At 57.8% G+C, this 24,773-nt stretch carries 22 protein-coding genes and 1 tRNA gene; 13 read left to right on the top strand and 10 right to left on the bottom strand.

Annotation, left to right across the window (positions count from 1 at the left end):
- Positions 1–256: 256 nt before the first annotated feature.
- Together msrQ and msrP are read right to left on the bottom strand one after the other, a co-directional pair.
- The gene (gene msrQ, locus GOW04_RS21040) at positions 257–871 is read right to left on the bottom strand and encodes a protein-methionine-sulfoxide reductase heme-binding subunit MsrQ (protein ID WP_152456694.1); all 615 of its coding nucleotides are present in this window, start codon (positions 869–871) and stop codon (positions 257–259) included.
- Positions 872–875: 4 nt separating this feature from the next.
- Positions 876–1,778 carry a protein-methionine-sulfoxide reductase catalytic subunit MsrP gene (msrP, locus tag GOW04_RS21045; protein WP_171233933.1) on the bottom strand — a complete coding sequence of 301 codons (903 nt, stop codon included), beginning with the start codon at positions 1,776–1,778 and terminating at the stop codon, positions 876–878.
- A gap of 331 nt (positions 1,779–2,109) precedes the next feature.
- On the opposite strand from msrP, the gene GOW04_RS21050 reads away from it, so the two are divergent.
- Both GOW04_RS21050 and GOW04_RS21055 read left to right on the top strand, forming a co-directional pair.
- Positions 2,110–2,925, top strand: a complete 816-nt coding sequence (locus GOW04_RS21050; RefSeq protein WP_171233913.1) for a cyclase family protein — start codon at positions 2,110–2,112, stop codon at positions 2,923–2,925.
- 171 nt (positions 2,926–3,096) lie between these two features.
- Entirely contained in the window at positions 3,097–3,582 is a 486-nt protein-coding gene (locus GOW04_RS21055; RefSeq protein ID WP_217356970.1) for a hypothetical protein, read from the top strand.
- Between the two features lie 45 nt (positions 3,583–3,627).
- On the opposite strand, the gene clpB is transcribed toward GOW04_RS21055, so the two are convergent.
- The 3 genes from clpB to GOW04_RS22330 form a co-directional block, all read right to left on the bottom strand.
- Entirely contained in the window at positions 3,628–6,246 is a 2,619-nt protein-coding gene (gene clpB / locus GOW04_RS21060) for an ATP-dependent chaperone ClpB (RefSeq protein WP_171230757.1), read from the bottom strand.
- A 126-nt stretch (positions 6,247–6,372) separates the two neighbouring features.
- Complete coding sequence (locus GOW04_RS21065) at positions 6,373–6,687, bottom strand: hypothetical protein (RefSeq protein ID WP_171233915.1); 315 nt, start codon at positions 6,685–6,687, stop codon at positions 6,373–6,375.
- Between the two features lie 99 nt (positions 6,688–6,786).
- The gene (locus GOW04_RS22330) at positions 6,787–7,767 is read right to left on the bottom strand and encodes a tetratricopeptide repeat protein (protein ID WP_171233916.1); all 981 of its coding nucleotides are present in this window, start codon (positions 7,765–7,767) and stop codon (positions 6,787–6,789) included.
- A gap of 100 nt (positions 7,768–7,867) precedes the next feature.
- Between GOW04_RS22330 and pyrF the strand changes: the two genes are divergently transcribed.
- Positions 7,868–8,581 carry an orotidine-5'-phosphate decarboxylase gene (gene pyrF, locus GOW04_RS21075; protein WP_171233917.1) on the top strand — a complete coding sequence of 238 codons (714 nt, stop codon included), beginning with the start codon at positions 7,868–7,870 and terminating at the stop codon, positions 8,579–8,581.
- Positions 8,582–8,917: 336 nt separating this feature from the next.
- Positions 8,918–10,171: a DNA polymerase IV gene (locus tag GOW04_RS21080; RefSeq protein WP_171120609.1), complete on the top strand. Its 1,254-nt coding sequence runs from the start codon at positions 8,918–8,920 to the stop codon at positions 10,169–10,171.
- A gap of 2 nt (positions 10,172–10,173) precedes the next feature.
- Here GOW04_RS21080 and GOW04_RS21085 read toward each other — a convergent pair whose 3' ends face one another.
- Complete coding sequence (locus tag GOW04_RS21085) at positions 10,174–11,034, bottom strand: N-formylglutamate amidohydrolase (RefSeq protein WP_171172618.1); 861 nt, start codon at positions 11,032–11,034, stop codon at positions 10,174–10,176.
- Positions 11,035–11,182: 148 nt separating this feature from the next.
- Between GOW04_RS21085 and GOW04_RS21090 the strand changes: the two genes are divergently transcribed.
- From GOW04_RS21090 to GOW04_RS21115, 6 genes are all read left to right on the top strand, one after another.
- A tRNA-Val gene (locus GOW04_RS21090) sits at positions 11,183–11,257 on the top strand.
- A 90-nt stretch (positions 11,258–11,347) separates the two neighbouring features.
- The gene (ykgO, locus tag GOW04_RS21095; RefSeq protein WP_008755722.1) at positions 11,348–11,473 is read left to right on the top strand and encodes a type B 50S ribosomal protein L36; all 126 of its coding nucleotides are present in this window, start codon (positions 11,348–11,350) and stop codon (positions 11,471–11,473) included.
- A 114-nt stretch (positions 11,474–11,587) separates the two neighbouring features.
- Complete coding sequence (locus GOW04_RS21100; RefSeq protein ID WP_171172617.1) at positions 11,588–12,748, top strand: sialidase family protein; 1,161 nt, start codon at positions 11,588–11,590, stop codon at positions 12,746–12,748.
- A 195-nt stretch (positions 12,749–12,943) separates the two neighbouring features.
- On the top strand, positions 12,944–13,960 hold the full coding sequence (locus tag GOW04_RS21105) for a Fe(3+) ABC transporter substrate-binding protein (protein ID WP_171172616.1): 1,017 nt from the start codon (positions 12,944–12,946) through the stop codon (positions 13,958–13,960).
- 117 nt (positions 13,961–14,077) lie between these two features.
- Entirely contained in the window at positions 14,078–14,632 is a 555-nt protein-coding gene (locus GOW04_RS21110; protein ID WP_171233918.1) for a helix-turn-helix domain-containing protein, read from the top strand.
- Entirely contained in the window at positions 14,629–15,150 is a 522-nt protein-coding gene (locus GOW04_RS21115) for a GNAT family N-acetyltransferase (RefSeq protein ID WP_171233919.1), read from the top strand. Before GOW04_RS21110 ends, GOW04_RS21115 begins: the two co-directional genes overlap by 4 nt.
- Positions 15,151–15,344: 194 nt before the next feature.
- On the opposite strand, the gene GOW04_RS21120 is transcribed toward GOW04_RS21115, so the two are convergent.
- The 3 genes from GOW04_RS21120 to GOW04_RS21130 form a co-directional block, all read right to left on the bottom strand.
- Positions 15,345–18,137: a bifunctional aconitate hydratase 2/2-methylisocitrate dehydratase gene (locus GOW04_RS21120; RefSeq protein ID WP_171233920.1), complete on the bottom strand. Its 2,793-nt coding sequence runs from the start codon at positions 18,135–18,137 to the stop codon at positions 15,345–15,347.
- A 182-nt stretch (positions 18,138–18,319) separates the two neighbouring features.
- Positions 18,320–19,657 (bottom strand): serine hydrolase, encoded by a 1,338-nt coding sequence (locus tag GOW04_RS21125; RefSeq protein WP_171233921.1) that lies wholly within the window; start codon positions 19,655–19,657, stop codon positions 18,320–18,322.
- Positions 19,658–19,784: 127 nt separating this feature from the next.
- Positions 19,785–20,708 (bottom strand): LysR family transcriptional regulator, encoded by a 924-nt coding sequence (locus GOW04_RS21130; protein ID WP_171233922.1) that lies wholly within the window; start codon positions 20,706–20,708, stop codon positions 19,785–19,787.
- Between the two features lie 122 nt (positions 20,709–20,830).
- Here GOW04_RS21130 and GOW04_RS21135 point away from each other — a divergent pair, with 122 nt between their 5' ends.
- Both GOW04_RS21135 and GOW04_RS21140 read left to right on the top strand, forming a co-directional pair.
- Positions 20,831–21,844 carry a D-cysteine desulfhydrase gene (locus tag GOW04_RS21135; RefSeq protein WP_171233923.1) on the top strand — a complete coding sequence of 338 codons (1,014 nt, stop codon included), beginning with the start codon at positions 20,831–20,833 and terminating at the stop codon, positions 21,842–21,844.
- A gap of 3 nt (positions 21,845–21,847) precedes the next feature.
- Positions 21,848–22,555: an aspartate/glutamate racemase family protein gene (locus tag GOW04_RS21140; RefSeq protein WP_171233924.1), complete on the top strand. Its 708-nt coding sequence runs from the start codon at positions 21,848–21,850 to the stop codon at positions 22,553–22,555.
- A 53-nt stretch (positions 22,556–22,608) separates the two neighbouring features.
- On the opposite strand, the gene GOW04_RS21145 is transcribed toward GOW04_RS21140, so the two are convergent.
- Entirely contained in the window at positions 22,609–23,493 is an 885-nt protein-coding gene (locus GOW04_RS21145; protein ID WP_171230771.1) for a LysR family transcriptional regulator, read from the bottom strand.
- Positions 23,494–23,761: 268 nt separating this feature from the next.
- Between GOW04_RS21145 and GOW04_RS21150 the strand changes: the two genes are divergently transcribed.
- Positions 23,762–24,727: a glycine betaine ABC transporter substrate-binding protein gene (locus GOW04_RS21150; RefSeq protein ID WP_171233925.1), complete on the top strand. Its 966-nt coding sequence runs from the start codon at positions 23,762–23,764 to the stop codon at positions 24,725–24,727.
- Positions 24,728–24,773: the final 46 nt, after the last annotated feature.

Consider the following 24,773-nt stretch of genomic DNA (forward strand, 5'->3'; position numbering starts at 1 on the left):
CGTCAGGCCGTCTCTCCGACCCGTCAGCACCGCCTCAGCAGCGCCGGTGAAGGGGGTTCTAAGTATAACAAACAAATCCCGCAAGCGGAAAATACACAAAAACAGAAGAAATTCTTGAAAAGCTCATTTATCAATTAATTACATACACTTAAATCGGACCCACCAAGCGTGCTGCCGCTGACAACCATGTAAAGGCAGGTCAGAATTCCCGGTTCAGCGCGCTATGCACATGATTACCCACAGACTCACCTCCGAGTCAGGCGGAATCGGCCCTGTTGGACCGGAAAGACAGGTTGGGAATCGGCAGGCGCAGGGCAAGCAGGGCGATGATGGCCGCCAGGTAAGCAAGCGGCTCGATCTGAAAACCTTTTGCCAGCAAGAGGTAATGCATCGCCCCCAACAATGCGGCCGCGTACACAAGGCAGTGCAGCTTGCGCCAGCGCGGTCCCAGTCGGCGCACCGACCAGTTGTTGGAGGTCAACGCCAGCGGAAGCAGAAGAAGGAACGCCGCCATGCCGACCGTTATGTACGGACGTTTGAGGATGTCCGCCCAGATCTGGCTGGGAAGCTGCACATCCAGAACCAGCCACACAAGAAGATGCAACGCGACGTACACAAACGTGAGCACCCCGATCGCGCGGCGAAACTTCATCAGGTTGAGGCCGACATACCGGCGCAGGGGTGTGACCGCCAAACCGGCAATCAACAACTGAAGGGCCAGTTCCCCATATCTGTGCTCCAACGCCTCGATCGGTTCGACCCCCAGACCACCGGTCAGGCCAAGATAAAACAGCCAGGGCGCGGGCAACGCCCCCAGCAGATATATGACCCATACCGGAATACGGCGGAGTGTCTGGTTAATCGCCAACATGGTCCTAATAGTTCTTGGCCAGATCCATGCCTTCATAAAGGCTGGCGACCTCTTGTTCATAGCCGTTGAACATCAGGGTCGGCTTGCGTGACGCGAAAAGCCCGCCCCCGATCTCGCGCTCTGAAGCCTGAGACCAGCGTGGATGGTCCACATTGGGGTTCACATTGCTGTAGAACCCGTATTCGCGTGGATTGGACATGTTCCAGCTGGTGGGCGGTTCATCCTTTGTAAGCGTGATCCGAACAATCGACTTGATCGATTTGAAGCCGTATTTCCAAGGGACGACCAGACGCAAGGGGGCACCGTTCTGGTTGGGAATCGGGCGGTCGTAAATTCCGGTTGCCATGATTGTCAGGGGGTGGATCGCCTCGTCCAGACGCAAGCCCTCTCGGTATGGCCAATCGAGAACGGGAAACCGCGTTCCCGGCATCTCGTCCGGGCGATAGGCCGTCTCAAAAGCCACATATCTCGCGCCGTCTTGCACGCCCGCCATATTGAGAAGGTCGGCCAGTTCAAACCCGTTCCACGGAATTACCATCGACCAGGCTTCCACACAGCGGAAGCGGTAGATCCGCTCCTCTATCGTCATCTCGGACAGGATGGCCTGAAAATCATAGTCGCCGGGACGGTCGACCAGACCGTCAATCGTGACGCTCCAGGGTTCGGTCACCAGCGTATGAGCATATTTCGCCGGGTCATTTTTTCCGGTCCCGAACTCATAGTAGTTGTTGTAGGTGGTGATCTCTTCCCAAGTGTTCGGCTCCAACCCATCCTGTGCTGCCGCCGGTTTGGCCATCGCAGTCAGGCCGACACCTGCCAGCCCGGCCATAACCTGCCGCCGGTTGAGGAACGCCGCCCGGGGGGTGACGTCGGCATGTGTCAAAGTATTGGTCCAGCGATGCGCCATATGGGTCTCCGTCATCTTCAGTGGTCGCTATTGACGTAGTGTGCTGATAGCACAGAGCCACGGAAACAGGCGTAACGATTGAGCGAAGTGATTGTAACGTTCCAATGTGACCGGGCATTCGAGTATCGTTTTCAGCACCGAAAACCACAGACTAGAGAGCTTTTGGAGCCCGGCGGAAAACCGCGGTTTTTGTGGATTACAGTCAGAACACGGGTACAAAACTTTACAACTGCGGGCGCAAGGCTGCACTCTGTCAGACGGGCGCCACGCCAAGCCGAACGCGAGGCAAGGCTGCGACTGCAGCCTTTTGGCCGCAATGGGAGGAAGAAAAATGTGTGATATCTGTGTAATGAATGCCGTCAAAGACAAGATGCTGTCTCGTCGCGGGTTCTTCAAAGCTGCCGCCGCTTCGGGTGTTGCAGCAGCCGCAACCGGGGCCGTCGCGCCGGCAGCACTGGCGGCCGGGCATGGCGGTGTCGAAGATATGACCCATACGCTGAGCCCGGATTTCCCGACATGGGGCGGCGAACCCGGTATTTCCGCCGAGCAAGCATTCAACTTTGCTGATCACGGCTTCAATCTGTTCAACCTTTCAATCAACGAACATACGGGCACGCATATCGATGCGCCGCTTCACTTTTCGGCGGATGGGACGTCGGTTGATGAAATCCCCGTCACGGATCTGGTCGCCCCCTTATGCGTCGTGGACATCGCCCCCCGAGCGGCCGAAGACGCTGACACGCGCGTCACCCCGGACGATCTGAAAGCCTGGATTGCGGCCAATGGTGATATCCCTGGTGGTGCCTGCGTGGCGATGCATTCCGGATGGGCAGGCAAAACCGCCACGGATGAGTTCCGCAATTTCGACGGCGAAGCGCAGCATTACCCGGGCTTCCACGTTGAAGCCGCGCAGATGCTGATGGAGGAGACCGGAGCAAGATCAATTGCCGTTGATACCCTGTCTCTTGATCACGGCATGTCCGCGGATTTCGCGACGCATTACGCGTGGTTGCCGTCAGGCCGGTTCGGGATCGAATGTCTGGCTGGGCTGGATCGCGTGCCTGCGTCTGGTGCAACGCTGGTGATCGGTGCGCCCAAGCACCAAGGCGGCACCGGCGGGCCGGCGCGGATCTTTGCATTGATCTGACAAATGCCCGGGCGGCCGACCAGCGCCCGCCCGGCCATCTTTCCGGCAGTGCCAAACTTCTGCCAAAGTTGCAGACCAAGACTTCGTGCATTCTTGATCTGTTCGGGACACCCTGCCTTCATGTTGCTCAGACCCCTTGTTGTTTTTTTGTCTTTGCTGTGCGGATCGGCATTGGCTGATGTGCAATCGTGCAAAAAGCTGTTTGAGCGCGCGCCGCAGGTCCTGAGCGATCTGAACCAGATCGGGTCGGAAGTTTATGAAGACAGCCATCCGGGCCTCGGCTATTCCGCCACTTTTGCAGACCCATCTTCCAAGATCACGGTTTTCTTCTATGACCATCAACAAAGGGACGTCTCATCCGAAATGGCCCTTGAAAGCTTCAAACAAGCTGCACGCGATATCGGTGCAATAGCTGCGCGGCGCGATGCCGAGCTTGGCGAAATCAACGTCTTTCAGTTGCGTGATCCGTCGCAGGTGTTGCCGTATCGGGCCGAGGCCAAAGCATCAGATGGCCTGTCCGAACTTCTGGCAGTCGGCGTCGTGGAAAATTGTATTGTGAAGCTGAGGTTCACGGCCCAGTTTAAAATGGAGAAAGCGCAGGTCTGGATGAAGGTCCTCAGTGATTATCTGAACAAAGGCTATGGAAAGCCGACATGAAAAAGGCCCGCCAAAAAAGCGGGCCTTTCGGTTCACGGTGTCAGATCAATGCACCACGGCATCGTCCGGGCGGGGTCGCTCGGAAGTTCCCAAACGATCGCCGATGATCAAACCATCCGGCCCGGCGGTGACCGGAACGACGTCACCATCCTTGATTTCCCCGGCCAGCAGAGCTTCGGCCAACGGGTTCTGCAAGGCGCGCTGGATGACGCGTTTCAGCGGGCGGGCACCGAAGACCGGGTCATAGCCTTCATTGGCCAGCCATTCCTTGGCGCTGTCATCCAGGGCCAGCTCGATCTTGCGGGCGGCCAGACGTTTTTGCAGACGTGCCATCTGAATATCGACGATGCCATCCATATCGGCCCGCTTGAGGCGGTCAAAGATGATCGTTTCGTCCAGACGGTTCAGGAATTCGGGCCGGAAATGTGCCCGGACCGCATCCATCACGTCGCGCTTGGCCTGTGAACTGTCCGCACCTTCGGGCAACTGGCTGAGCGCCTGAGACCCAAGGTTCGACGTCAGGATGATCAGCGTCTGTTTGAAGTCCACGGTGCGGCCCTGACCATCGGTCAGAACGCCATCGTCCAGAACCTGCAACAGCACGTTGAAGACATCCGGGTGCGCCTTTTCGACCTCGTCGAACAGCACGACCTGATAGGGCCTGCGCCGCACGGCTTCGGTCAGCACACCACCTTCGTCATAACCGACATAGCCCGGAGGGGCACCGATCAGACGGGCGACCGCGTGTTTCTCCATGAACTCGGACATGTCGATGCGCACCATCGCGTTGTCGTCGTCGAACAGGAAATTCGCCACGGCCTTGGTCAGCTCGGTCTTACCCACGCCAGTCGGCCCAAGGAACAGGAACGAGCCCAGCGGGCGGTTTTCGTCATTCAGACCCGCACGAGCACGGCGTACTGCGTTGGCAACAGCGGTGACAGCCGCATCCTGACCGATAACGCGGGAATGCAGTTCTTCTTCCATCCGCAGCAGTTTCTCGCGTTCGCCTTCCAGCATTTTGGCGGTCGGGATGCCCGTCCAGCGTTCGACAACACTGGCGATCTGTTCCGGACGCACCGTTTCCTCGGCCATCATGGCGTTGCTTTCGGCATTCTCGGCCTCGGACAGCTTTTTCTCAAGCTCGGGGATGATGCCATAGGACAGCTCACCCGCCTTGGCGAGGTTGCCTTCGCGCTTGGCAATTTCCAGATCGGCCCGCGCCTTGTCGAGCTGTTCCTTCAAATCCCGCGCGCCAGCCAGCTTGTCGCGTTCGGCCTGCCACTGCGCAGTCATCTCGGCGGATTTTTCCTGAAGTTCGGCAAGATCCTTCTGCAAGGTTTCCAGGCGATCCTTCGATGCCGCATCGTCTTCCAGCTTCAGCGCCTCTTCCTCGATCTGCATCTGAAGGATCTGACGATCCAGCTGATCAAGCTCTTCGGGCTTGGAGTCCACCTCCATCCGCAGACGCGACGCCGCCTCGTCGACAAGGTCGATGGCCTTGTCGGGCAGGAACCGGTCGGTGATATAGCGATGCGACAGGGTCGCCGCCGACACCAGCGCCGAATCCGAGATGCGCACGCCGTGGTGCAGCTCGTACTTCTCTTTGATACCGCGCAGAATGCTGATCGTGTCCTCGACCGTCGGTTCCTGAACCATCACCGGCTGGAAGCGGCGCGCAAGGGCCGCGTCTTTTTCGACGTATTTGCGATACTCGTCCAGTGTGGTCGCACCGATGCAGTGCAGCTCACCCCGTGCAAGCGCAGGCTTGATCAGGTTGGCGGCATCCATCGCACCATCCGATTTGCCCGCGCCAACCAGCGTGTGCATCTCGTCGATGAACAGGATGATCTCACCGGCGGCCTCGGTCACCTCGGTCAGAACAGCCTTGAGGCGTTCTTCGAATTCACCACGGTATTTCGCACCGGCAATCAGCGCACCCATGTCGAGCGCAAGCAGCTTCTTGTCCTTCAGCGATTCCGGCACGTCGCCGTTGACGATGCGCAGGGCCATGCCCTCGGCGATCGCGGTTTTACCGACGCCGGGTTCACCGATCAGAACCGGGTTGTTCTTGGTGCGGCGCGACAGAACCTGCATCGCGCGGCGAATTTCCTCGTCGCGGCCGATGATCGGGTCGATCTTGCCTTCGCGCGCGGCCTCGGTCAGGTCGCGGGCATATTTCTTGAGCGCGTCATAGCCCTCTTCCGCCGTTGCAGTGTCAGCAGTGCGCCCCTTGCGGATGTCGTTGATGGCTTCGTTGAGTTTTTGCGCAGATACGGCACCCGCCTCCAGCGCCTCTTTGGCCTTGGATTTGACCATGCACAGCGCCATCAACACGCGTTCGACCGGAACAAAGCTGTCGCCCGCCTTGGTGGCGATCTTTTCAGCCTCGTCCAGAACCTTGGCCGTCTGGCCGTCCATGTAAATCTGGCCGGCATCGCCGCTGACTTTCGGGATCTTGCCCATAGCTGCGTCAAGCGCCTCGACCACGCGGTTCGGCGCGCCGCCCGCGCGTGTGATCAGATTGCTTGCCAGCCCCTGATCGTCATCCATCAATGCTTTGAGTATATGTGTGGGCTCCAGCCTCTGGTGCCCCTCGCGCAGCGCAATGGTCTGCGCCGCCTGCACGAACCCCCGTGCACGTTCGGTGAACTTGTTCAAGTCCATGGTATTCTCCTTTTCCAAGCGCCCGGTGAATTCGCGCCCGCTTGGCAGCACGCAATGGTCCGGGCCTTGACCTCAATCTGGGAAACTTCTCCGCCGCTTCAAGAGGCTAGAGAGTGGAAAAACGCCTCAACCACGCGGAATCGTATAGACGGTGTAGCCCCCGGTTTCAGCCACCTGCTGGGCATCGCTCGTCTCGACCAGCGACTGCGCGGCGGCGCTGCCTGTGGGGCAGGATACAAGGTCGGCGGTGTGGTCAAGGAAATTGCCGGTAAAGGCGGTTTCTCCGGTCAACTGGCACCAGTCATCTTCGGACCGATAGCCGCGGACAAGATTCAAATCATCATTGGTCGGGGGCGGCGCAGCGCCTGTTTCGGTCTGTGGCGGCGTGTCGTCGCAGGCGGCCAGCGTGGCGACGACGGCCAGCGGAACAAGGTGCTTCATGGTCTGTCCCCTTGATGCAATTTTCGTTTCAGAATGGCAGCACCATAGCACAGTTGGGACAAAGCGGGGACACCGCTGGCTCGTTTGTCAGCCGGGGGGTCAACCGCCTTCGATCTGCCGGATCAGCTTTTGCGCCTCGTCATCGTCTTGCTCGGCCGCGAGGCGAAGAAACCTCAGCGCCTCGTCGACATCGCCGGTTTCATAGAGCAACCGGCCGAATTTGCGCTGCGATTTCACATCGCCAAGCTTTGCGGCCCTGCCCCAGAACAACAGGGCTGCTTCCGTGTCCTGGGGCACACCGTCCCGCCCGTGATAGGTCAAAGACCCAAGATTGTGCAGCGCCACGACATTGTTCTGCCTGGCGGCCTGGAAATAATAATCCAGCGCCTGTTCGATGTCCTTGGAGTAGCCGTTCTCGCCGATCTCGTGGATATAGCCCAGACGCGCCGCGGCATCGGCGCTGCCGTTTCCGGCCGCCATCTTCAGACAGTCGACCGCGCGCTGCATATCGCGCGTGACATGCGTGCCTTCGCGATGGATTACGCCTAGATGCAGCAGAGACGGCTCATATCCGAAGAACGCGGCCCTTTCGTAATAGTACAGCGCCTTGTCGATGTCGGGCGCAACACCTTTCCCGTTCTCGTAGCCATAAGCGATGTTGTGCATCCCCATCGGCAGACCGGTTTCGGCAGCCGCCATGTACCAGGCAAACGCGGTCTCGTGGTCCGCGGGAACGATCTCGCCATCATTATAGAGCGAAGCGAGCGTGTTCATCGCCAGCCCGCTGCCCTCCATCGCGGCCAGTTCCGAAAACTCGAGCGCCATTTCCAGCTTGCCGCCTTTCATGAGCGCCCGGCCAAAGGCGGCGGCGACCTCGGCATCGACATCCTGGTCTTTCAGCAGCAGATCGGCACAGATCGCCATCGCATTCTCGGCGTCCATGTCGGCCCATTTCACCCCGTCGAAATAGGGCGACTGCCCCGGAGCGGCAGCGGCCATCAGGCAGTCACACTCTCCATCCGAATAGTCGGGGTCCTGCGGTGGATCGTCAGGGTCGGGTTCCGGCCGAGGCCACCACACCCAACCGTATCATCCCGTATTTTCCTGCGTCTTTTCTTGTCTCAATGCGTCACACGCTCTACAGAAGCGCCGATCCCGTCAAGTTTGAAAGGCCGAAACAATGTCCCAAACCGCCGATGACCGCCTGATCGTCGCCCTCGACGTCCCCAACGCGCTGGAAGGGCTGAAGCTGGCCGAGACGCTGGGCGACGCCGTGTCGTTCTACAAGATCGGCCTGGGCATGCTGACAGGCGGCGGGCTGGCACTGGCCAATGAGCTCAAGCAGGAACACGGCAAGCGCATCTTCCTGGACATGAAGCTGTTCGACATCGGCAACACGGTGGAAAACGCGGTGCGGGGGCTGGCGCAGTTCGATCTTGATTTCCTGACCGTGCATGGCGACCCGCATGTGGTGCGCGCCGCCAAGGAAGGCGCGGCGGGCAAGGATCTGAAAATCCTGGCGGTGACCATCCTGACCTCGCTGAACCGCGACGACCTGGATGCCGGCATGATGAAGGCCGGTGACGTTCAGGACATGGTGGTGGAACGCGCCGCCCACGCCTTCGAGGCCGGGGCCGATGGCGTGATCGCCAGCCCGCAGGAGGCCGCCCTGATCCGCGCCCTACCCCAGGCGACGGGCCGGCTGATCGTAACCCCCGGCGTGCGTCCGGCAGGCGCGGCACTGGGCGATCAAAAACGTGTGGCCACACCTGCCAGCGCCATCCAGGACGGGGCGGATCATATCGTAGTTGGCCGCCCCATTTATCAGGCCGAAGATCCGAAATCCGCGGCCGCGGCCGTTTTTACCGAGTTAAATTCTCTGAAAACGAGATGAGCAGGATCATCGTTTCAACAGGGATTCACGCTGAAAAAACCGCCGCAACAGGTTGACCTCACGTCAATTTTTCGCGAATCCGCGCCAAATCGTCCCTGTGCCAGAAAACACACATTCAAAAAGCGAGTTTTTGAAAAGCGCGCTTAACCCTATCTCAGCCCGAAAATCTTAGCGATTCTTAAGGGGATTTACTCCCCAACGAACCTATTCTTCCTGAGGTTCGTTACTTCCCCCCGCGAAGCGCGGGGGGTTTCTTTTCTCTGAATGATCTTTGATCGATATCACTGGATGATATAAAGAACCCCCAAGACAACTGCGGAACACACGAGGACGCAGATGCCCGGTCTTTGCCGAGATTGCCTGACCCCTTTGACCAACGAACGGCGCTGCACGGCCTGCGGCAGCCCCAGGGTAAAGTCTCATCCCGAACTGTTTGATCTGTCCATCGCTCATATGGATTGCGATGCCTTTTATGCTTCGGTGGAAAAGCGGGACAATCCGGAACTGGCAGACAAGCCTGTCATCATCGGCGGCGGCAAACGCGGTGTTGTATCCACGGCATGCTACGTGGCCCGAATTCGCGGTGTGCGATCCGCCATGCCCATGTTCAAAGCGTTGCAACTGTGCCCCGATGCCGTCGTGATCAAACCACGCATGTCCGTGTATGCCCAGGTGTCACGGGACATCCGCGCCATGATGGACGAACTGACACCAGTGGTCGAACCCCTGTCGCTGGACGAAGCTTTCATGGACCTGTCCGGCACCGAACGGCTGCACGGAGCCCCCCCGGCCGTCATGCTCGCGCGCCTGGTCAAACGCATGAAGGATGAACTGGGCGTGACAGGATCCATCGGGCTGAGTCACAACAAATTTCTGGCCAAGGTTGCCTCGGACCTCGACAAGCCCCGCGGGTTTTCGGTGATCGGCAAGGCAGAGACGGCAGAGTTTCTGAATGACAAACCCGTAAGGTTGATCTGGGGCATTGGCCCCGCCGCGCAGGAATCACTGGATCGGGCAGGGATTCGAACCTTCAACGACCTGCTGCGTTGGGATCAGGAGGCTTTGACTGCGCGTTTCGGCTCGATGGGGTATCGCCTGTGGCATCTGGCACGGGGTCAGGACAAACGGCGCGTTTCAGCCCATGAACCGATGAAATCCATCAGCAATGAGACCACGTTTTTCGAGGACACCGCCAATATTGATGTTCTGGACGGACATTTGTGGCGCATGGCCCTGAAGGTCTCGGACCGGGCCAAGGCCAAGGATCTGGCTGGCCGGGTCGTTACGCTGAAGCTGAAGAAAGCCAATCACAAGGTTCTGACACGGCGCGTATCATTGCGGGACGCAACGCAGATCGCGGACAGGATTTATCGCACCGCAAAAGGGCTTTTCGATCAGGTGGGAGATCAGGGGCCGTACCGCCTGTTGGGGTGTGGCCTGTCTGACCTGTGCCCGGCGGATCAGGCTGACATCTCCGGCGACCTGCTTGATCCCGGCGCCGACCGCAGATCACAGGCCGAGCGGGCCACCGACCAGATCCGCCAGAGGTTCGGCCCGGAAGCAATCGTGAAGGGCCGTGCTTTGCGCTAGTTTCATTCCGCCGCCAGACGATGAGGTTTGGAACCGATCCTGGATATGTCGCGCACCACCTGCCGAAGGAGTTTCGAAAACGTCATGAAATTGGCGTTCGGCGCAATCTTTTCTTCGTCCATATACAAGGCCCGGTCGATTTCAATCTGGATCGCGTGTTGCTGGCGGGTGGGGCGGCCATAAGTCTGAGTCACATAGGCCCCCGCAAACGGGGCATTGCGCACAACATTCAGACCTGCCGCAGCAAACGCCGATTCGACGAGGTCCACGATTTCAGACGAGGCCGAAGCACCGAACCGATCACCCAGCACGATCTCGGGCCGTTTGTTTCGGGTCGTACCAGCCATGGCCACCGCCTCATGCGGCATGGAGTGGCAATCCACCAGTATGGCCTGGCCGAATTTCTCGTGTGATTCGGCCAGCAGGGATTTCAAACGTGCATGATAGGGGCGCCAATAGGTGTCGATACGCAGCCGCGCCTCGTCCATGGTCAGCTTGCCGCTGTAGATTGCCCGTCCATTGGCCACAACGCGGGGTATCACACCCAACCCTGATGCGACCCTGGGGTTGTGCCCATGCCTGCGGGCACCGCTGATCAGCGCCGGGTCCAGTTCATCCAGACTGCGATTCAGGTCCAGATAGGCGCGCGGCATGGTCGCTTTGATCAAAGGCGCGCCATTTTCGGCCGCAGCAGCAAACAATTGATCCACGAAGGCGTCTTCCGAGGATCGAATCACGCTTTGATTCAGAACGGACCGCTTCAAAAACGCTTCTGGATAATTCCGCCCGCTATGCGGGGATGAAAAAACCACGCATGAACTGCGGTTTTCTGGCATATCCAATACAAAGGCTGCGTTCTGCATGATCCCTCCATGTTCGCAATCAACATAGACCGGAAAATAGTTCTACCAAACCCCTTGAACCCCTTTGCGACTCCTTTTATAGACCCCGCTACCGGCGCGGGGTTCCGCGCCCCATTTCGTTATGGGGCTGGGCACGCAAAGGGAAAGTGGGCGGTTAGCTCAGCGGTAGAGCACTTCGTTGACATCGAAGGGGTCACAAGTTCGATCCTTGTACCGCCCACCATGATTTCACTGTTCCGGAGATCCGGGACACCCGAGTAACCCAGGCGCTGGCCACGTCCTTGATGAAGGCGCCGCAGATTGGAGACAGACCATGAAGGTCAAGAACTCGCTCCGCTCGCTCAAAAATCGGCACCGCGACTGCCGTATTGTGCGTCGCAAAGGCCGCGTCTACGTTATCAACAAGACGCAGCGCAAGTTCAAAGCTCGTCAGGGCTGAGAACAGCGAAACACCGTTTTAGAAAACCGCGCTCTTGAGCGCGGTTTTTTTTGTTTTCTGCACCTGTGCGCCCGACGTGCTACCCTTGCTTCGATATTGCGGAGTGTAAAACCCATGCGCGAACACGGCATCGACGTACTGGTGGGGACGACCAAGGGAACGTTCATTGTCTCTGGCGATCAGAACAGGTCAGGCTGGAAAGTGACGGGCCCGCATTGCGAAGGATGGCCGATCAACCACGTCATCGGCGACAAGGAAACGGGCACGCTTTGGGCCGGGGGCGGTGGTGACTGGCATGGCGCCGGTGTCTGGTGTTCCGAAGACGGCGGTGTGACTTGGCAGGTCGCAAAACTCACCAAAGGCCAAATGGACGAGTGGGCCGCCAACGATCAGGATTTTGCCCAGATGATCGGCTGGACCGGAGAACCCGCACCATTCGCCGATGAGTTTTCGCAGGTCTGGTCTTTGCGTTATCAACATGGAACGTTGTACGCTGGCACAAAACCGGCCCGCCTGCTTGCCAGCCACGATAATGGTCGGACATGGGACACGCTTGAGGGCCTGACAAACCACCCCTCAGCACCCGATTGGAATCCCGGCGGTGCGGGGCTGGTCCTGCATACAATCGTGACTGACCCAAATGATTCGAAAAAGCTCTGGGTCGGCATTTCCGCTGCGGGTGTGTTTGCAACCGAGGATGGCGGCGCAAGCTGGGAGCGGCGCAACAGATTGTCCAACGCCGAATCTTGCACGCATCATGATCATCCCGCTGCCCCCAGGGATGGTGAAACGGGTCATTGCGTCCACAACATGGTTCAAGCTCCGGGAACCGCGGATCTGCTGTACCAGCAAAACCATCACGGTGTCTGGCGCTCGGCCGACGGAGGGCGCAGTTGGGATGACATCACCAAAGGCCTGCCATCCACCTTTGGATTTCCGATTCATGTGCACCCACGTGATCCGGACACGATCTGGACATTACCCTTGAACGGAGACAGCATCGGGCGCTATCCACCGGATGCCGCCGCGGCAGTTTGGAAATCCACAAACGGAGGCGCAACATGGCAAGACCAGCGGCGTGGGTTGCCGCAAGAAAGCTGTTTTTTCACTGTTCTGCGACAGGCCATGGCCGGAGACCACCGAGACCCCGCCGGTATCTATTTCGGGACCAACAGCGGCTCGGTTTTTGCCAGTGTTGATGAAGGGGACACCTGGACGGAAGTCGCGCGCCATTTGCCCACGATCCTTGCAGTTGAGGTACTTGATCGTGAGTGATCCAGACACTGCCGTGTGACGCGGATCTTTCCGTTCAACACAAATCGCGCCCGCCCGGAAAAGCCTCGCAAGGGCGCCTGCGCTCATTTGACCAAGTAAATCTGTCGGATTTTCTTGCATCTCGCTGAGAATCGTATAATTGAGCAAATCAGTCGGGATATCGACCGACGCGAAATTCAATTGTTGGGGCAAACTATGCTGAAATCCACAACCTGCCTGGCTGCCGCTCTGTCGGCATTGATCGCAACATCAGCCGCGGCTGAAGGCGAGCTGAACCTTTATTCCTCGCGCCACTATGACACTGACGAACGTCTTTACACGGACTTCGAAGAAGCGACCGGCATCAAGATCAACCGGATCGAAGGCAAGGCGGATGAATTGATTGCGCGCATGGAAGCCGAAGGCGCGAACTCTCCGGCGGACGTCATGCTGACGGTCGACACGTCTCGCCTGGCGCGCGCCAAAGATGCGGGCATTCTGCAAGCAATCGACAGCGAAACCCTGGAGGAGCGCATCCCCGCCAACCTTCAGGACGAAGACAACCAGTGGTTCGGCTTCTCGCAGCGCGGTCGGATCATCTTTTTCAACAAAGAAAACGTCGCCAATCCGCCGGCCACTTACGCGGACTTGGCCAAGCCGGAATACAAGGGCCTGATCTGCATCCGGTCCTCGACGAACACCTACAACCAAACCCTGCTCGCTTCGATCATCACACATGAAGGCGCCGAAGCTGCAAAATCCTGGGCGGAAGGCGTTGTCGCCAACATGGCCCGAGACCCGCAGGGGGGTGACACCGACCAGCTGCGTGGCATCGTTTCGGGTGAATGCGACATCGCTGTATCGAACACCTACTACTATGCGCGGGCTATCCGCAAAGACGTCAAAGGCCTGTCCTCTGACCTCGACAAGATCGGCTGGGTCTTCCCCAATCAGGACAGCTATGGTGCGCATATGAACCTGTCGGGCGGTGGCGTCGCGGCACACGCGCCGAACAAGGAAAACGCAATCCTGTTCCTCGAGTATCTGGCAAGCGATCAGGCGCAGAAGTACTTCTCGGCGGGCAATGACGAATTCCCGGCAGTGCAGAGTGTTGAACTGGCGGAATCGGTAAAGGCACTGGGTGAGTTCAAAGCTGACGACGTGAACCTGTCGGAAGTCGCAAAGAACATCCCGGAAGCACAGAAAATCTTTAACGAAGTCGGCTGGAAGTAATCCACTGCCTCGTCAAAAGCTGGCAGAGGGCGCGGAGTTTCTGCGCCCTTTTTCATTTACATATACATAATTTTATGCAATTTTCCCTTAAATGAAAAATCTTCTCGTTTGTGATCCATGCTCGACAACCTCTCAAACCGCCTTGCCGTCCGTTTGAACGAACTCCGCCACGGGCGCGGGTGGTCCCTGGATCAACTGGCCGCCCACAGCGGAATCAGCCGCGCCACGCTGTCCCGCATGGAGAAAGGAGAGGTCAGCCCCACCGCTGAGAGTCTTGGCCGCCTCTGTGCCGCTTATGATCTGCCGGTGTCACGGCTTTTGATGATGGTCGAAGACAGCTTTGACCCCAAAGTGGCGTTTGAACGCCAGACCGAATGGCGGGATCCCGAAACCGGCTTTACCCGCCGTGCAGTTTCACCGCCTGCAAACGGCTTGAACGCCGAGGTCGTGGAATGTCACCTGCCGCGCGATACGGTCATCACTTACGATGCGCCGCCCAAATCCGGGCAGGAACACCATCTGATCCTGATCGACGGCGCACTGACACTGACAGTTGACGGAACACCCCATGCGCTGAGCGCCGGAGATTGCCTGCGCTATCAACTGTCGGGCCCAACCCGGTTTGAAACCGGGGCATCTCGCGGTGCGCGTTATCTCTTGGTGCTGATATGATCTCGCGTCTGACCGATCTCGATTTCAGCGCGGCAGTGGATGATCTGGCGGGAATCCTCCACGCCTGTGTGCATGAAGGGGCCAGCATCGGCTTTGTCCTTCCGTTTACCGAGGGTGACGCACGAAAATACTGGCTGCAAAACGTTCGACCTGGGCTGAAATCCGGTGCATTGGAGCTGTTTGTCCTCCACCACAAAGGGCGCATTCAGGGCACGGTGCAACTGATCCCCGCGACCATGCCCAATCAGCCACATCGCGCGGATGTCGCGAAGCTTCTGGTTCACCCAAACGCCAGACGGCGCGGTTTTGGCCGTGCCTTGATGGAAGCCCTCTTTCAGCGAACGGCAAAGTTGGAACGCACGATGCTGGTTCTGGATACCCGCAGCACCGACCCTTCTCGATTGCTTTATCTGGACCTGGGGTTTCAGATCGCCGGGGAAATTCCGAACTATTGCCGGAACCCGTTCGAAACCAGACTGGAACCCACAACTTACATGTATAAAGAGCTGTCAGCCTGACGCCAAACAGCGACCGTATGGCCGTGGATCATGGATTTTTCCCCAATGGTCCACGCGAAGTCGTGCGAAAGGTCCGGGGCATTCCCATGCCGCGCTTTTGCGCGGCGCGCGCTGCAACCAGGCCTGAACACAGCGGAACTCAATCGCCCGGCCACCTGAAGGGATGACCGGGCAATCAACTTTGTGCCTTGCGTTTAGAAATGCGCTGACTTCGTGCCTGCGGGCTTTTCCATCGGAGGCGCAAATTTGGTCAGGTCGATACCTTTCACGGCCGATTTGTATTCCTCGGCGGTCGGCATTCGGCCCAAAACAGCCGACAGCACCACCACCGGGGTCGATGCCAGTAGGGATTCGCCTTTCTTGTCCGCCGCGTCCTCAACAACACGGCCTTGGAACAGGCGTGTGGACGTGGCCAGAACAGTGTCACCCTTTGCGGCTTTCTCCTGGTTGCCCATGCAGAGGTTACATCCCGGACGCTCCAGATACAGGATATTCTCGTATTCCGTCCGTGCTTTGCTCTTTGGGAACAGATCGTCGAATTCAAAGCCTGAATACTTCTGAAGAATGCTCCACTCGCCTTCTTCTTTCAGCTCATCGATGATGTTGTAGGTGGGCGCAGCAACGACCAGCGGGGCCTTGAATTCTACTGTGCCCTTCTCCTGCTCGATGTTTTTCAGCATTTGCGAGACGATGACCAGATCGCCTTTGTGCACCATGCACGATCCAACAAATCCCAGATCGACCTTCTTTTCCCCCTTGTAGTGGGAAACCGGCCGGATCGTATCATGGGTATACCGCTTTGAGACATCGGCGTTATTGACATCCGGGTCGGCGATCATGGGTTCGCTGATCTCATCCAGGTCAACCACCAGCTCGGCAAAATACTTGGCATTTTCATCCGGTTTCAGGGCAGGCTTTTCACCCGACTTGATTTCCGAGATCCGAGCGTCGGCCTTGTCGATCAGACCTTGCAGTGTCCGGGCCTCGTTATCCATTCCCTTATCGATCATGATCTGGATACGGCCTTTTGCGATTTCCAGAGATTCGATCAACGTGTCATCCGCTGAGATGCAGATCGAGGCCTTGGCCTTCATCTCGGCCGTCCAGTCAGTAAAGGTGAATGCCTGATCCGCCAGCAATGTGCCGATGTGAACTTCGATGATCCGGCCCTGGAACACGTTGTCGCCGAATTTCTTCAGCATCTGCGCCTGGGTGGCGTGAACCACATCGCGGAAATCCATGTGATCCGCCATCTGGCCCTTGAACGTCACCTTGACCGATTCCGGGATCGGCATGGTAGCTTCGCCAGTGGCCAGCGCCAGTGCAACAGTACCCGAGTCAGCACCAAACGCGACGCCTTTGGACATACGTGTATGCGAGTCGCCACCGATGATGATCGCCCAGTCATCAACGGTGATGTCGTTCAGAACCTTGTGGATGACGTCTGTCATCGAGTGATAAACACCTTTGGGGTCACGCGCGGTGATCAGACCAAAGTTGTTCATGAATTTCATCAGTTTTGGGATATTTGCCTGCGCTTTGGAATCCCAAACCGAAGCAGTGTGACAACCAGACTGATAGGCGCCGTCAACGGTGGGCGATATCACTGTCGCCGCCATGGCTTCCAGTTCCTGTGCCGTCATCAAGCCGGTGGTGTCCTGCGAACCGACGATGTTGACCTTCACCCGAACATCCGAGCCCGCATGCAGAACTTTACCTTCGGCCACGCCAACCGCATTCTTGTTGAATATCTTTTCAACCGCCGTCAGGCCCTGCCCTTCATGCGAGATATCTTTGGACGGTGCGAAAGCAGATTTCAGCTTGATGCCGAGCGTCTCAGCCGCGAATGTCTGAAGCTTTTTGCCAAAGACAATGGCATAAGATCCTCCGGCCTTTATGAACTCGGTCTTTTGCGGCGTGAAGGATGAGGACAGATCGACCAGCTCTTTGTCGCCTGCGTCATTGTACAGCTTTTTGTCCTTGGTGTTGATGGTCAGTACCGTTCCGGTCTCGACGGAATATTTCTGCTCGAGGATAGGATTGCCGTCATTGTTCAGGATCGGATTGCCGTCGGCATCCACTTTCTTGACCCAGTTCTTGAGATCGATGCCGATCCCGCCGGTGACGCCGACTGTAGTCAGAAAGATCGGTGAAATCCCGTTTGTACCGGCAACAACCGGCGCGATGTTCACGAATGGAACATAGGGGCTAGCTTGCTTTCCGGTCCACAATGCAACGTTGTTGACACCGGACATGCGCGACGATCCAACGCCCATCGTCCCTTTTTCAGCAACCAGCATGACGCGCTTGTCCGGGTGCTGTTTTTGCAAGTCCTGAATCTCGGCCTGTGCTTCGGGTGAGATCATGCACTTGCCGTGCAATTCGCGGTCCGACCGCGAATGCGCCTGATTGCCGGGCGACAGAAGATCGGTCGAAATATCCCCTTCGGCCGCCACATAGGTCACAACCTTGATTTCTTCTTCGATGTCGGGAAGCCGGGTAAAGAACTCGGCCTTGGCATAGCTTTCCAGAATGTCCCCGGCAACGGCGTTGCCGGCCTCAAAGGCCGTTTTCAGACGGTTGGTATCTGCGTCGTACAGGAACACCTGGGTTTTCAGAACTGCCGCCGCTTTCTGCGCAATCTCTGCGTCATCGCCCAGCGCCAGATCAAGCAGAACCTCTACCGATGGGCCGCCCTTCATATGCGACAGCAATTCAAACGCGAAATCCTGCGAGATTTCTTCGACCATCGCTTCACCCAGGATGATCTCTTTCAGAAAGCGCGCCTTTTCACCTGCGGCGCTGGTTGTGCCCGGAAGCGTGTTGTAGATGAAGTAGTTCAGTGAATCGGCGCGATGAGCGTGACCCGTATCTTTGATCTGCCCGATGATTTCCTGCAAAAGGGAACCGTCTTCGATGGGTTTGGGGTGCAGACCCTGTTCTTTGCGCGTCTCGATTTCGTTCAGGTATTCTGTGTAAAGGCTCATGACGGTTCCGACCATTTAGCTGATGCACCGGGCCATGTGAAAGCCCGGCACCTTGAATTTGTATGCGGCGGTATACCAAACTGTGCCGGCGTGCAAGATACCGATCTGCGACCCAGTGTCCTGCCCTACGGGCGATGCCCGCCGCAATGTCGGGCGGTGCGTCGATGGGAATGTTCGATCCCCTACCCCCCGAAAGCCGCAATAAGCGCTTTCGCCAAGGGCAAAGAAGAATAGCCCACCCGTGAAGGTGTAAGCCCCATCCGCACGACGACCATGTCACGCGACGGGAAAATTCCGATGGACTGACCGTCATGCCCTTGCAACCAAACCGCATCTTCAAACGGTGGCAGGTCGCCCGGCGATTTCAACCAAAGATGACCCTTGGCATATTCCCCACCAGACGCCGCAACGGGTTCGAACATCCAGTCCACAAAACGTGTGGGCAAAATCTGCGCGCCGTCCCAAACCCCTTTTTGCAGCAGAAACTGGCCATACCTCGCCCAGTCTCGGGCCGTGGCGTACATATAGCTGGATCCGATGAATGTATCGGCGACATCTGTCTCGATGATCGCCGAAGCCATGCCAAGCGGTTCAAAAAGCGCATCCCGAGGATAGCTCAAACCGCCGTCGGGCAGCTTGTCCTGCCAAACCCGGGACAACACGGTGGACGTGCCCGAGGAATAGTTGAAGTCGGCTCCAATGTCGGCTTCCAGTGCACGGTCAGCAGCGAAACCGGCCATGTCATTGCTGAGATACAGCATCCTGGTCACGTCTGACACGTCTCCGTATTCTTCATTCCATTGCAGACCGCTTGTCATTGCCAGCATGTCCGCAACAGTAATGTCTCGCCTTGCGTCTTCTGCCCAATTGGGAAAGCTGTCGACAAGGGTGTCCGATACATTCATCTGACCCGCGTTGATCAACGTTCCGATCAGCCCGGCCGTGACCGTCTTGGTCATGGACCAGCCCAGCAACGGTGTGTCGGCGTCGAACCCTTCCGCATAGCGTTCGGCCACGATGCGGCCGCCTTGAACCACCACTATGGCGCGGTACCCTTCGCCAAGCAGCGTATCATCCGACAAGACGGCCTGAATTTTGGGATCCTGAGACTGTGCAACGTCGTTTCCGCCTGGCCAAAGACCTGTCGGCGCGGGCTTGGCGGCCTCAAGTCGCTGCGCACTCAGGGATGTAGCATGCACGTTGGTGCAGCCAAGCCCCTGCCGGAACTGCGATGTGGCGGGCGCGAAGAACCGAAAGAGTCGCGCATGAACAGTCTGCGCCTCTCGATCGACCTCAATCGAAACATGTTTGAGCAGCGGATGCCCCGGGGCCTGCACATCCACCGCAAGGACCTCTTCCGGATCACGTTCGGCAATGAAAACATTCGAACAGACAATCTTGGCCGAGTAATTCGTGCCTACTTTCAACAAATCGGGCGGGGCGATCAGAAGATAACCAAGCAGCCCCACGACGCCCAGAACCGCGACACCTATACCCGTTTTCAATACCTTCCCGAACATCCGCTGACCTGCCCTGTTGCTGTCATTTCAGCACAGGTTAGATACATCCAGCTCGGTTTTGCCACTATTCCGTTGCGTATTCTTCCGATGCTAATCGGCAGGCCCGGCACCTTTCTCGGTGAACGGCTCAGGTCGCCTCCTCGTTTTGATCCTGCGACAACCAAAAGCTTTGCGATTGCCCGGCAAGACGTTGCCAAATCTGTTCACTGAACTCTGGCTTCGCTTCGGCCAAACGGACCATTCTTATTGTCAGTGCCGGCGCAGGCAGGGCGTCTTCAACGCTTACAAGCTGTCCCTGAGCAAGCGGCGTGGCGACCAAAGAATAGGGCAACCAAGCAACACCGATTTCCTTCACGGCATAATGCAGCATCGCCAGCGTCAGGGCCGTCTCGGCCTTGGCCACGAGTCTGGTTTCGTCGGGCAACCGCGGTGCAATCAATTGGGAAAACACTTGCCCAAGAAAAACATCAGGCGGGTAGACAATCGCAGGAATGGTCTTGCCATCCAATTCCCCGCGCATTGCAGGTGCGCATACCGGGATCAATGTGTCGGCACCAAGCGTCTTTGCCTCAAACGCACTTTCGAGGTTCTGCACCCCGCCGTCCGATGCCGCGTACATGATCGCGAAATCGACTTCTTTCGAGATCAGTTGCAACAGGCATTCGTCCTGGTTCCCCGATCGCACCTGAACCGAGATATCGCTGTTTTCGGTCAACATCCGGACCACCTTCGGCGAGACGGTTGTCGTCAACGCATGCTGGCACACGAGCGACAACGACTGGCTGGCCTGATCGCTTTCTGTTTTCAAACTGTGACGCAGTTTGTGCAGACGCGCGCTCAGCTCGCGCAGTTCAGGTTCCAACGCCTGAACGCCCGGCATCAGGGATACGGGTTTGCGGCGACGATCAAACAGGGTCGCACCGATACTGCCTTCGATGAGCCGCACCCGACGGGTGAAGGCAGATTGGGTCAGCAGCCGTTTTTCCGCGGCGCGCGTCAGCGATCCGCTGTCCAGCACGGCCAATATGTCGTCGATCCATTCCAAACGCATGTGAACCAGATAGCCCAGACCTTACCAACATGCAATTTTTGCAACATACTTACTGAATTTCGAATTAGCAGAGCGGCAACACACAGCGTAAATTGACGAAAATCAATATTAGGAATTGTGACATGCATCTTGCGCGCTTTCCCCGCCTTCACCTCGCCCATCTTCCGACACCGCTTGAACCGATGAAGCGGCTTTCCAAAGAACTGGGAGTGGAAATCTGGATCAAGCGCGACGATTGCACCGGCATGTCAACCGGCGGCAACAAGACCCGCAAGCTGGAATTTCTGATGGCCGAAGCAGAAGCGCAGGGCGCCGACATGGTGATGACGCAAGGTGCCACCCAAACCAACCACGGTCGACAAACCGCAGCGTTTGCCGCCAAGCTGGGCCTTGATTGCCATGTTCTTCTGGAAGATCGCACCGGCTATCAAGATGGCAACTACAATACAAACGGCAATGTCCTGCTGGATCATTTGCACGGCGCGACCACCCAGAAGTTTCCCGGGGGTCACGATATGCCGGGCGAAATGGAAAAGGCGGCCGCGAAGAAACGGGCAGAAGGCCGCAATGTCTATGTCATTCCCGGCGGCGGCTCGAACCCGACCGGGGCGCTGGGCTATGTAAACGCGGCCTTTGAACTGTTGGGTCAGGCCAATGACAGCGGATTGCGGATTGACCGGCTGGTACATGCGACCGGGTCGTCCGGTACACAGGCAGGTTTGGTGACGGGAATGTGCGCCATGAATGCGCAGGTGCCGGTGCTTGGCATCGGGACAAGGGCACCTCGGCCAAAGCAGGAACAGATGGTGTACGACCTCGCCTGCGAGACGGCCGAAAAGCTGGGGTGCGCGGGCGTGGTAAAGCGTGAAGATGTCATGGCCAATACCGACTATGTCGGCGAAGGCTATGGCCTGCCCACTGAAAGCGGCATCGAAGCGATCCAGATGTTTGCCGAATTGGAAGGTATCCTTCTGGATCCCTGCTACTCGGCCAAGGGTGCAGCGGGCCTGATCGATCTGGCGCGCAAAGGCGAATTCAAAGACCAGCGGGTCGTTTTCCTTCACACGGGCGGCGCGGTGGCTTTGGCGGGGTATGACTTTGCCTTCGATCACAAAAACCGCTGGGTGAATATCTGAGCAATGACGCAGCACCCCATCGGCATTCTTGGCGGCATGGGCCCTGAGGCAACGATCCTCCTCCAGCGCAAGCTGGTCAAGGCTATGCCGGTGAGCGACGACCGGGACCACATTCCGCTTTTGATCGACATGAACACTCAGGTCCCGTCACGGATCGCGCATCTGATCGACGGGGCGGGCGAAGATCCGGGGCCGACACTGGCGGCGATGGCGCGACGTCTTCAGGATGCCGGCGCCGTGGCGCTGGCAATGCCCTGCAACACGGCGCATCACTATGCCAAGGCGATCACCGATGCCGTGACCGTTCCGCTGTTGAACATGGTTGAGCTGGCTGCGGATCACGCCGTCGGGACACTCGGGAAGGGTGGGTGCGTTGGTGTGCTCGCTTCTCCGGCGGTGCGCCGTACTGGTCTTTTCGAAACAGCCCTGCAAGCGCGCGGGCTGTCAACCGTTTGGCCAACGGATGACGACGCGATGCTGGCGGCGATCCGCGCGATCAAGGTCAACGGTCAAAGCGAGAAGGCGCGCGAAACGCTGCGAGCGTCCTCAAGAGCCTTGGTCAAGGCGGGGGCGGACTTGCAGTTTGTCGCTTGCTCTGAATTCTCCCTCATTGCCGACAGCGTCGCGGATGACGCCAATGCAGTGGATACGATCGATCTGCTGGTCCGCGCGATCGTCAATTTTTCTCAAACGGGCCGGCATACGAGGTAAAGGCGCATTTTCCGTTCAATGGCCCGTCGGTGCGCCAAAACGAATCCGTCCGGTCACAATCGCTGCCAAAGCTGGTGCGCGATCTGATCCAAACTGGCCGGATTGGAAAAGGCTGAAATCGTCAACGTCGCACACCATGCATCATCACCGATCGGCACCAGCAACCCCTGATCCAGCTCCGCCGAGATCGACGTTTCGGGCATCCAGGCAAATCCGCTGCCGGTCATCAATCTTCGTTTGATCGTTTCGACCAGGCTATCGACATATATCGTTTCGGTATTCTGGGGTTTCCGATCAACGGTGTTTTCAACGACCATGCCCAAGAAGGACGATCGGTCATAGGCCAGATAAGGGATCGGTGGGCCATCCTGCCGGGACAAATCCCAACCCAGAGTCCGCACCGGCTGAGCGGCAGCCACCGGTATCAGACGGTCCTTCAACAGATCCTTACGCTCGAACGCGGTTTCGTCGATCATGGGCGAGACAGTATGGTGATAGTAGCACAGCAGGATATCCACCGCGCCTTCGACCAAAAGATCACAGCAGGTGCTCAGAGAATCGGACAGGACGCGTGTGCGCAAATCTGGGATCTGCTTCTGCAACTCTTCTATGCGGGTTGCCAAAAAATTAACCGCAATGGTGTGCAGAACCGAAAACCGGATGAACCGACTGTCGCCCCGGTCGGCGTCCCGCAGGGATTGGCGGGATTCAGACAGCTGTGAAATTGCCGCCTGGGCAACAGGCAGGAATTGTTTGCCGGCCTCGGTCAATTGAACCGGATAGGTTGCCCGATTGACCAAAGGCAACCCCACCCAGCTTTCCAAGGCTTTGATTCTACGGCTGAATGCGGATTGCGTGATGTTGCGTTCATCAGACGCACGGGTGAAGTTCAAGGTCCGAGCGAGGCATTCAAAATCGCGTAGCCAATTCAGATCCAATGCGTATCCCCGCTTGTGAAAGAGCATCTTCAGCAACGATACAGAAAACTATGCAGAAACAGAATAGTTTGATGAAATGTTCGAATTGGCTCTCGGAAAAGCTCCTGTTCTAGACTTCCGGGCAGGGTCTGGCGGTTGGTCTTGTTTCAGCCTTCCGTCCGAATGTGTCGCCAAAGGCAAGTTGGCGCGCCCCTATTGCGCGATAGGAAAATCGAACAACGAAAAGAACGACGCCAAACCACGGCACATTTCAACAGAGGAGAAGACCATGAGAACCAATCTGAAAAAGCTGGGGATGGCTGCTGCGCTCAGCGTCTGCGCTGTGCCGGCATTCGCAGCCGAAGAGGTGAAAATCGGCGTGCCATCCTGGACCGGCGCCCAAGCGATTGCCCATGTGCTGGGCGCAGTCGTGGAAATGCGCATCGGGGGCAAAGTGGAATATGTGCCCGGCAACAACGCCACGATCTTTCAGGCGATGGATCAGGGCAAGGGCGATATCGACGTTCATCCCGACGTTTGGCTGCCAAACCAGGAAAGCTTCACCAAGAAATATGTGGACGAAGCGGGCACCGTCACCCTGTCATCGAACCCCTACGAGGGCAATCAGGGTTTCTGCGTCAGCAAAGACTTTGGTGAGGCCAACAACATCACAGATATCGCCGATCTGGGCCGCCCGGATGTGGCCGCATTGATGGACAGTGACGGCAATGGCAAAGGTGAAATGTGGATTGGCGCGCCGGGTTGGGCTTCGGCCAACGTGAACGAAGTCAAAACCCGCGACTATGGCCTACTTGATTTCATTGAGCCGATACGTGCCGAGGAAAGCGTGAAAACCGCGCGGATCAAGGACAGCATCGCCAAGGGCGAAGGCTACGCCTTTTATTGCTACAAGCCGCATGCCGTCTGGTACATGTTCGACGTCCAGATGTTGACCGAGCCGCCATTCGACCCGGCAAAATACGTGATGGTCCAACCGTCTGATGACCCGGACTGGTACAACAAATCCAATGTCGCGACCAAGGACGCCCTCAAGAACGTGCAGATTGCGTGGTCCAACACGCTGCCAGAGCGTTCTCCGGCGATTGCCGATTTCTTGGCGAATTTCGCATTGACGGCGGATGATGTCAGCGAGTTCGCCTATGAGATCAGCGGCAAGGGCCGCGACCCGGCGGACGTTGCCCGTGAATGGGTCGAAGCGAACCCGGATCGTGTCGACGCCTGGCTGGGTCTCTGATCTTTCGTCCCAAAACAGGGTGGCGGCGATGGACGGCGCCACCCAG

Origin of the sequence: Ruegeria sp. HKCCA4812, assembly GCF_013034245.1 — a bacterium.
GTDB lineage: Bacteria > Pseudomonadota > Alphaproteobacteria > Rhodobacterales > Rhodobacteraceae > Ruegeria.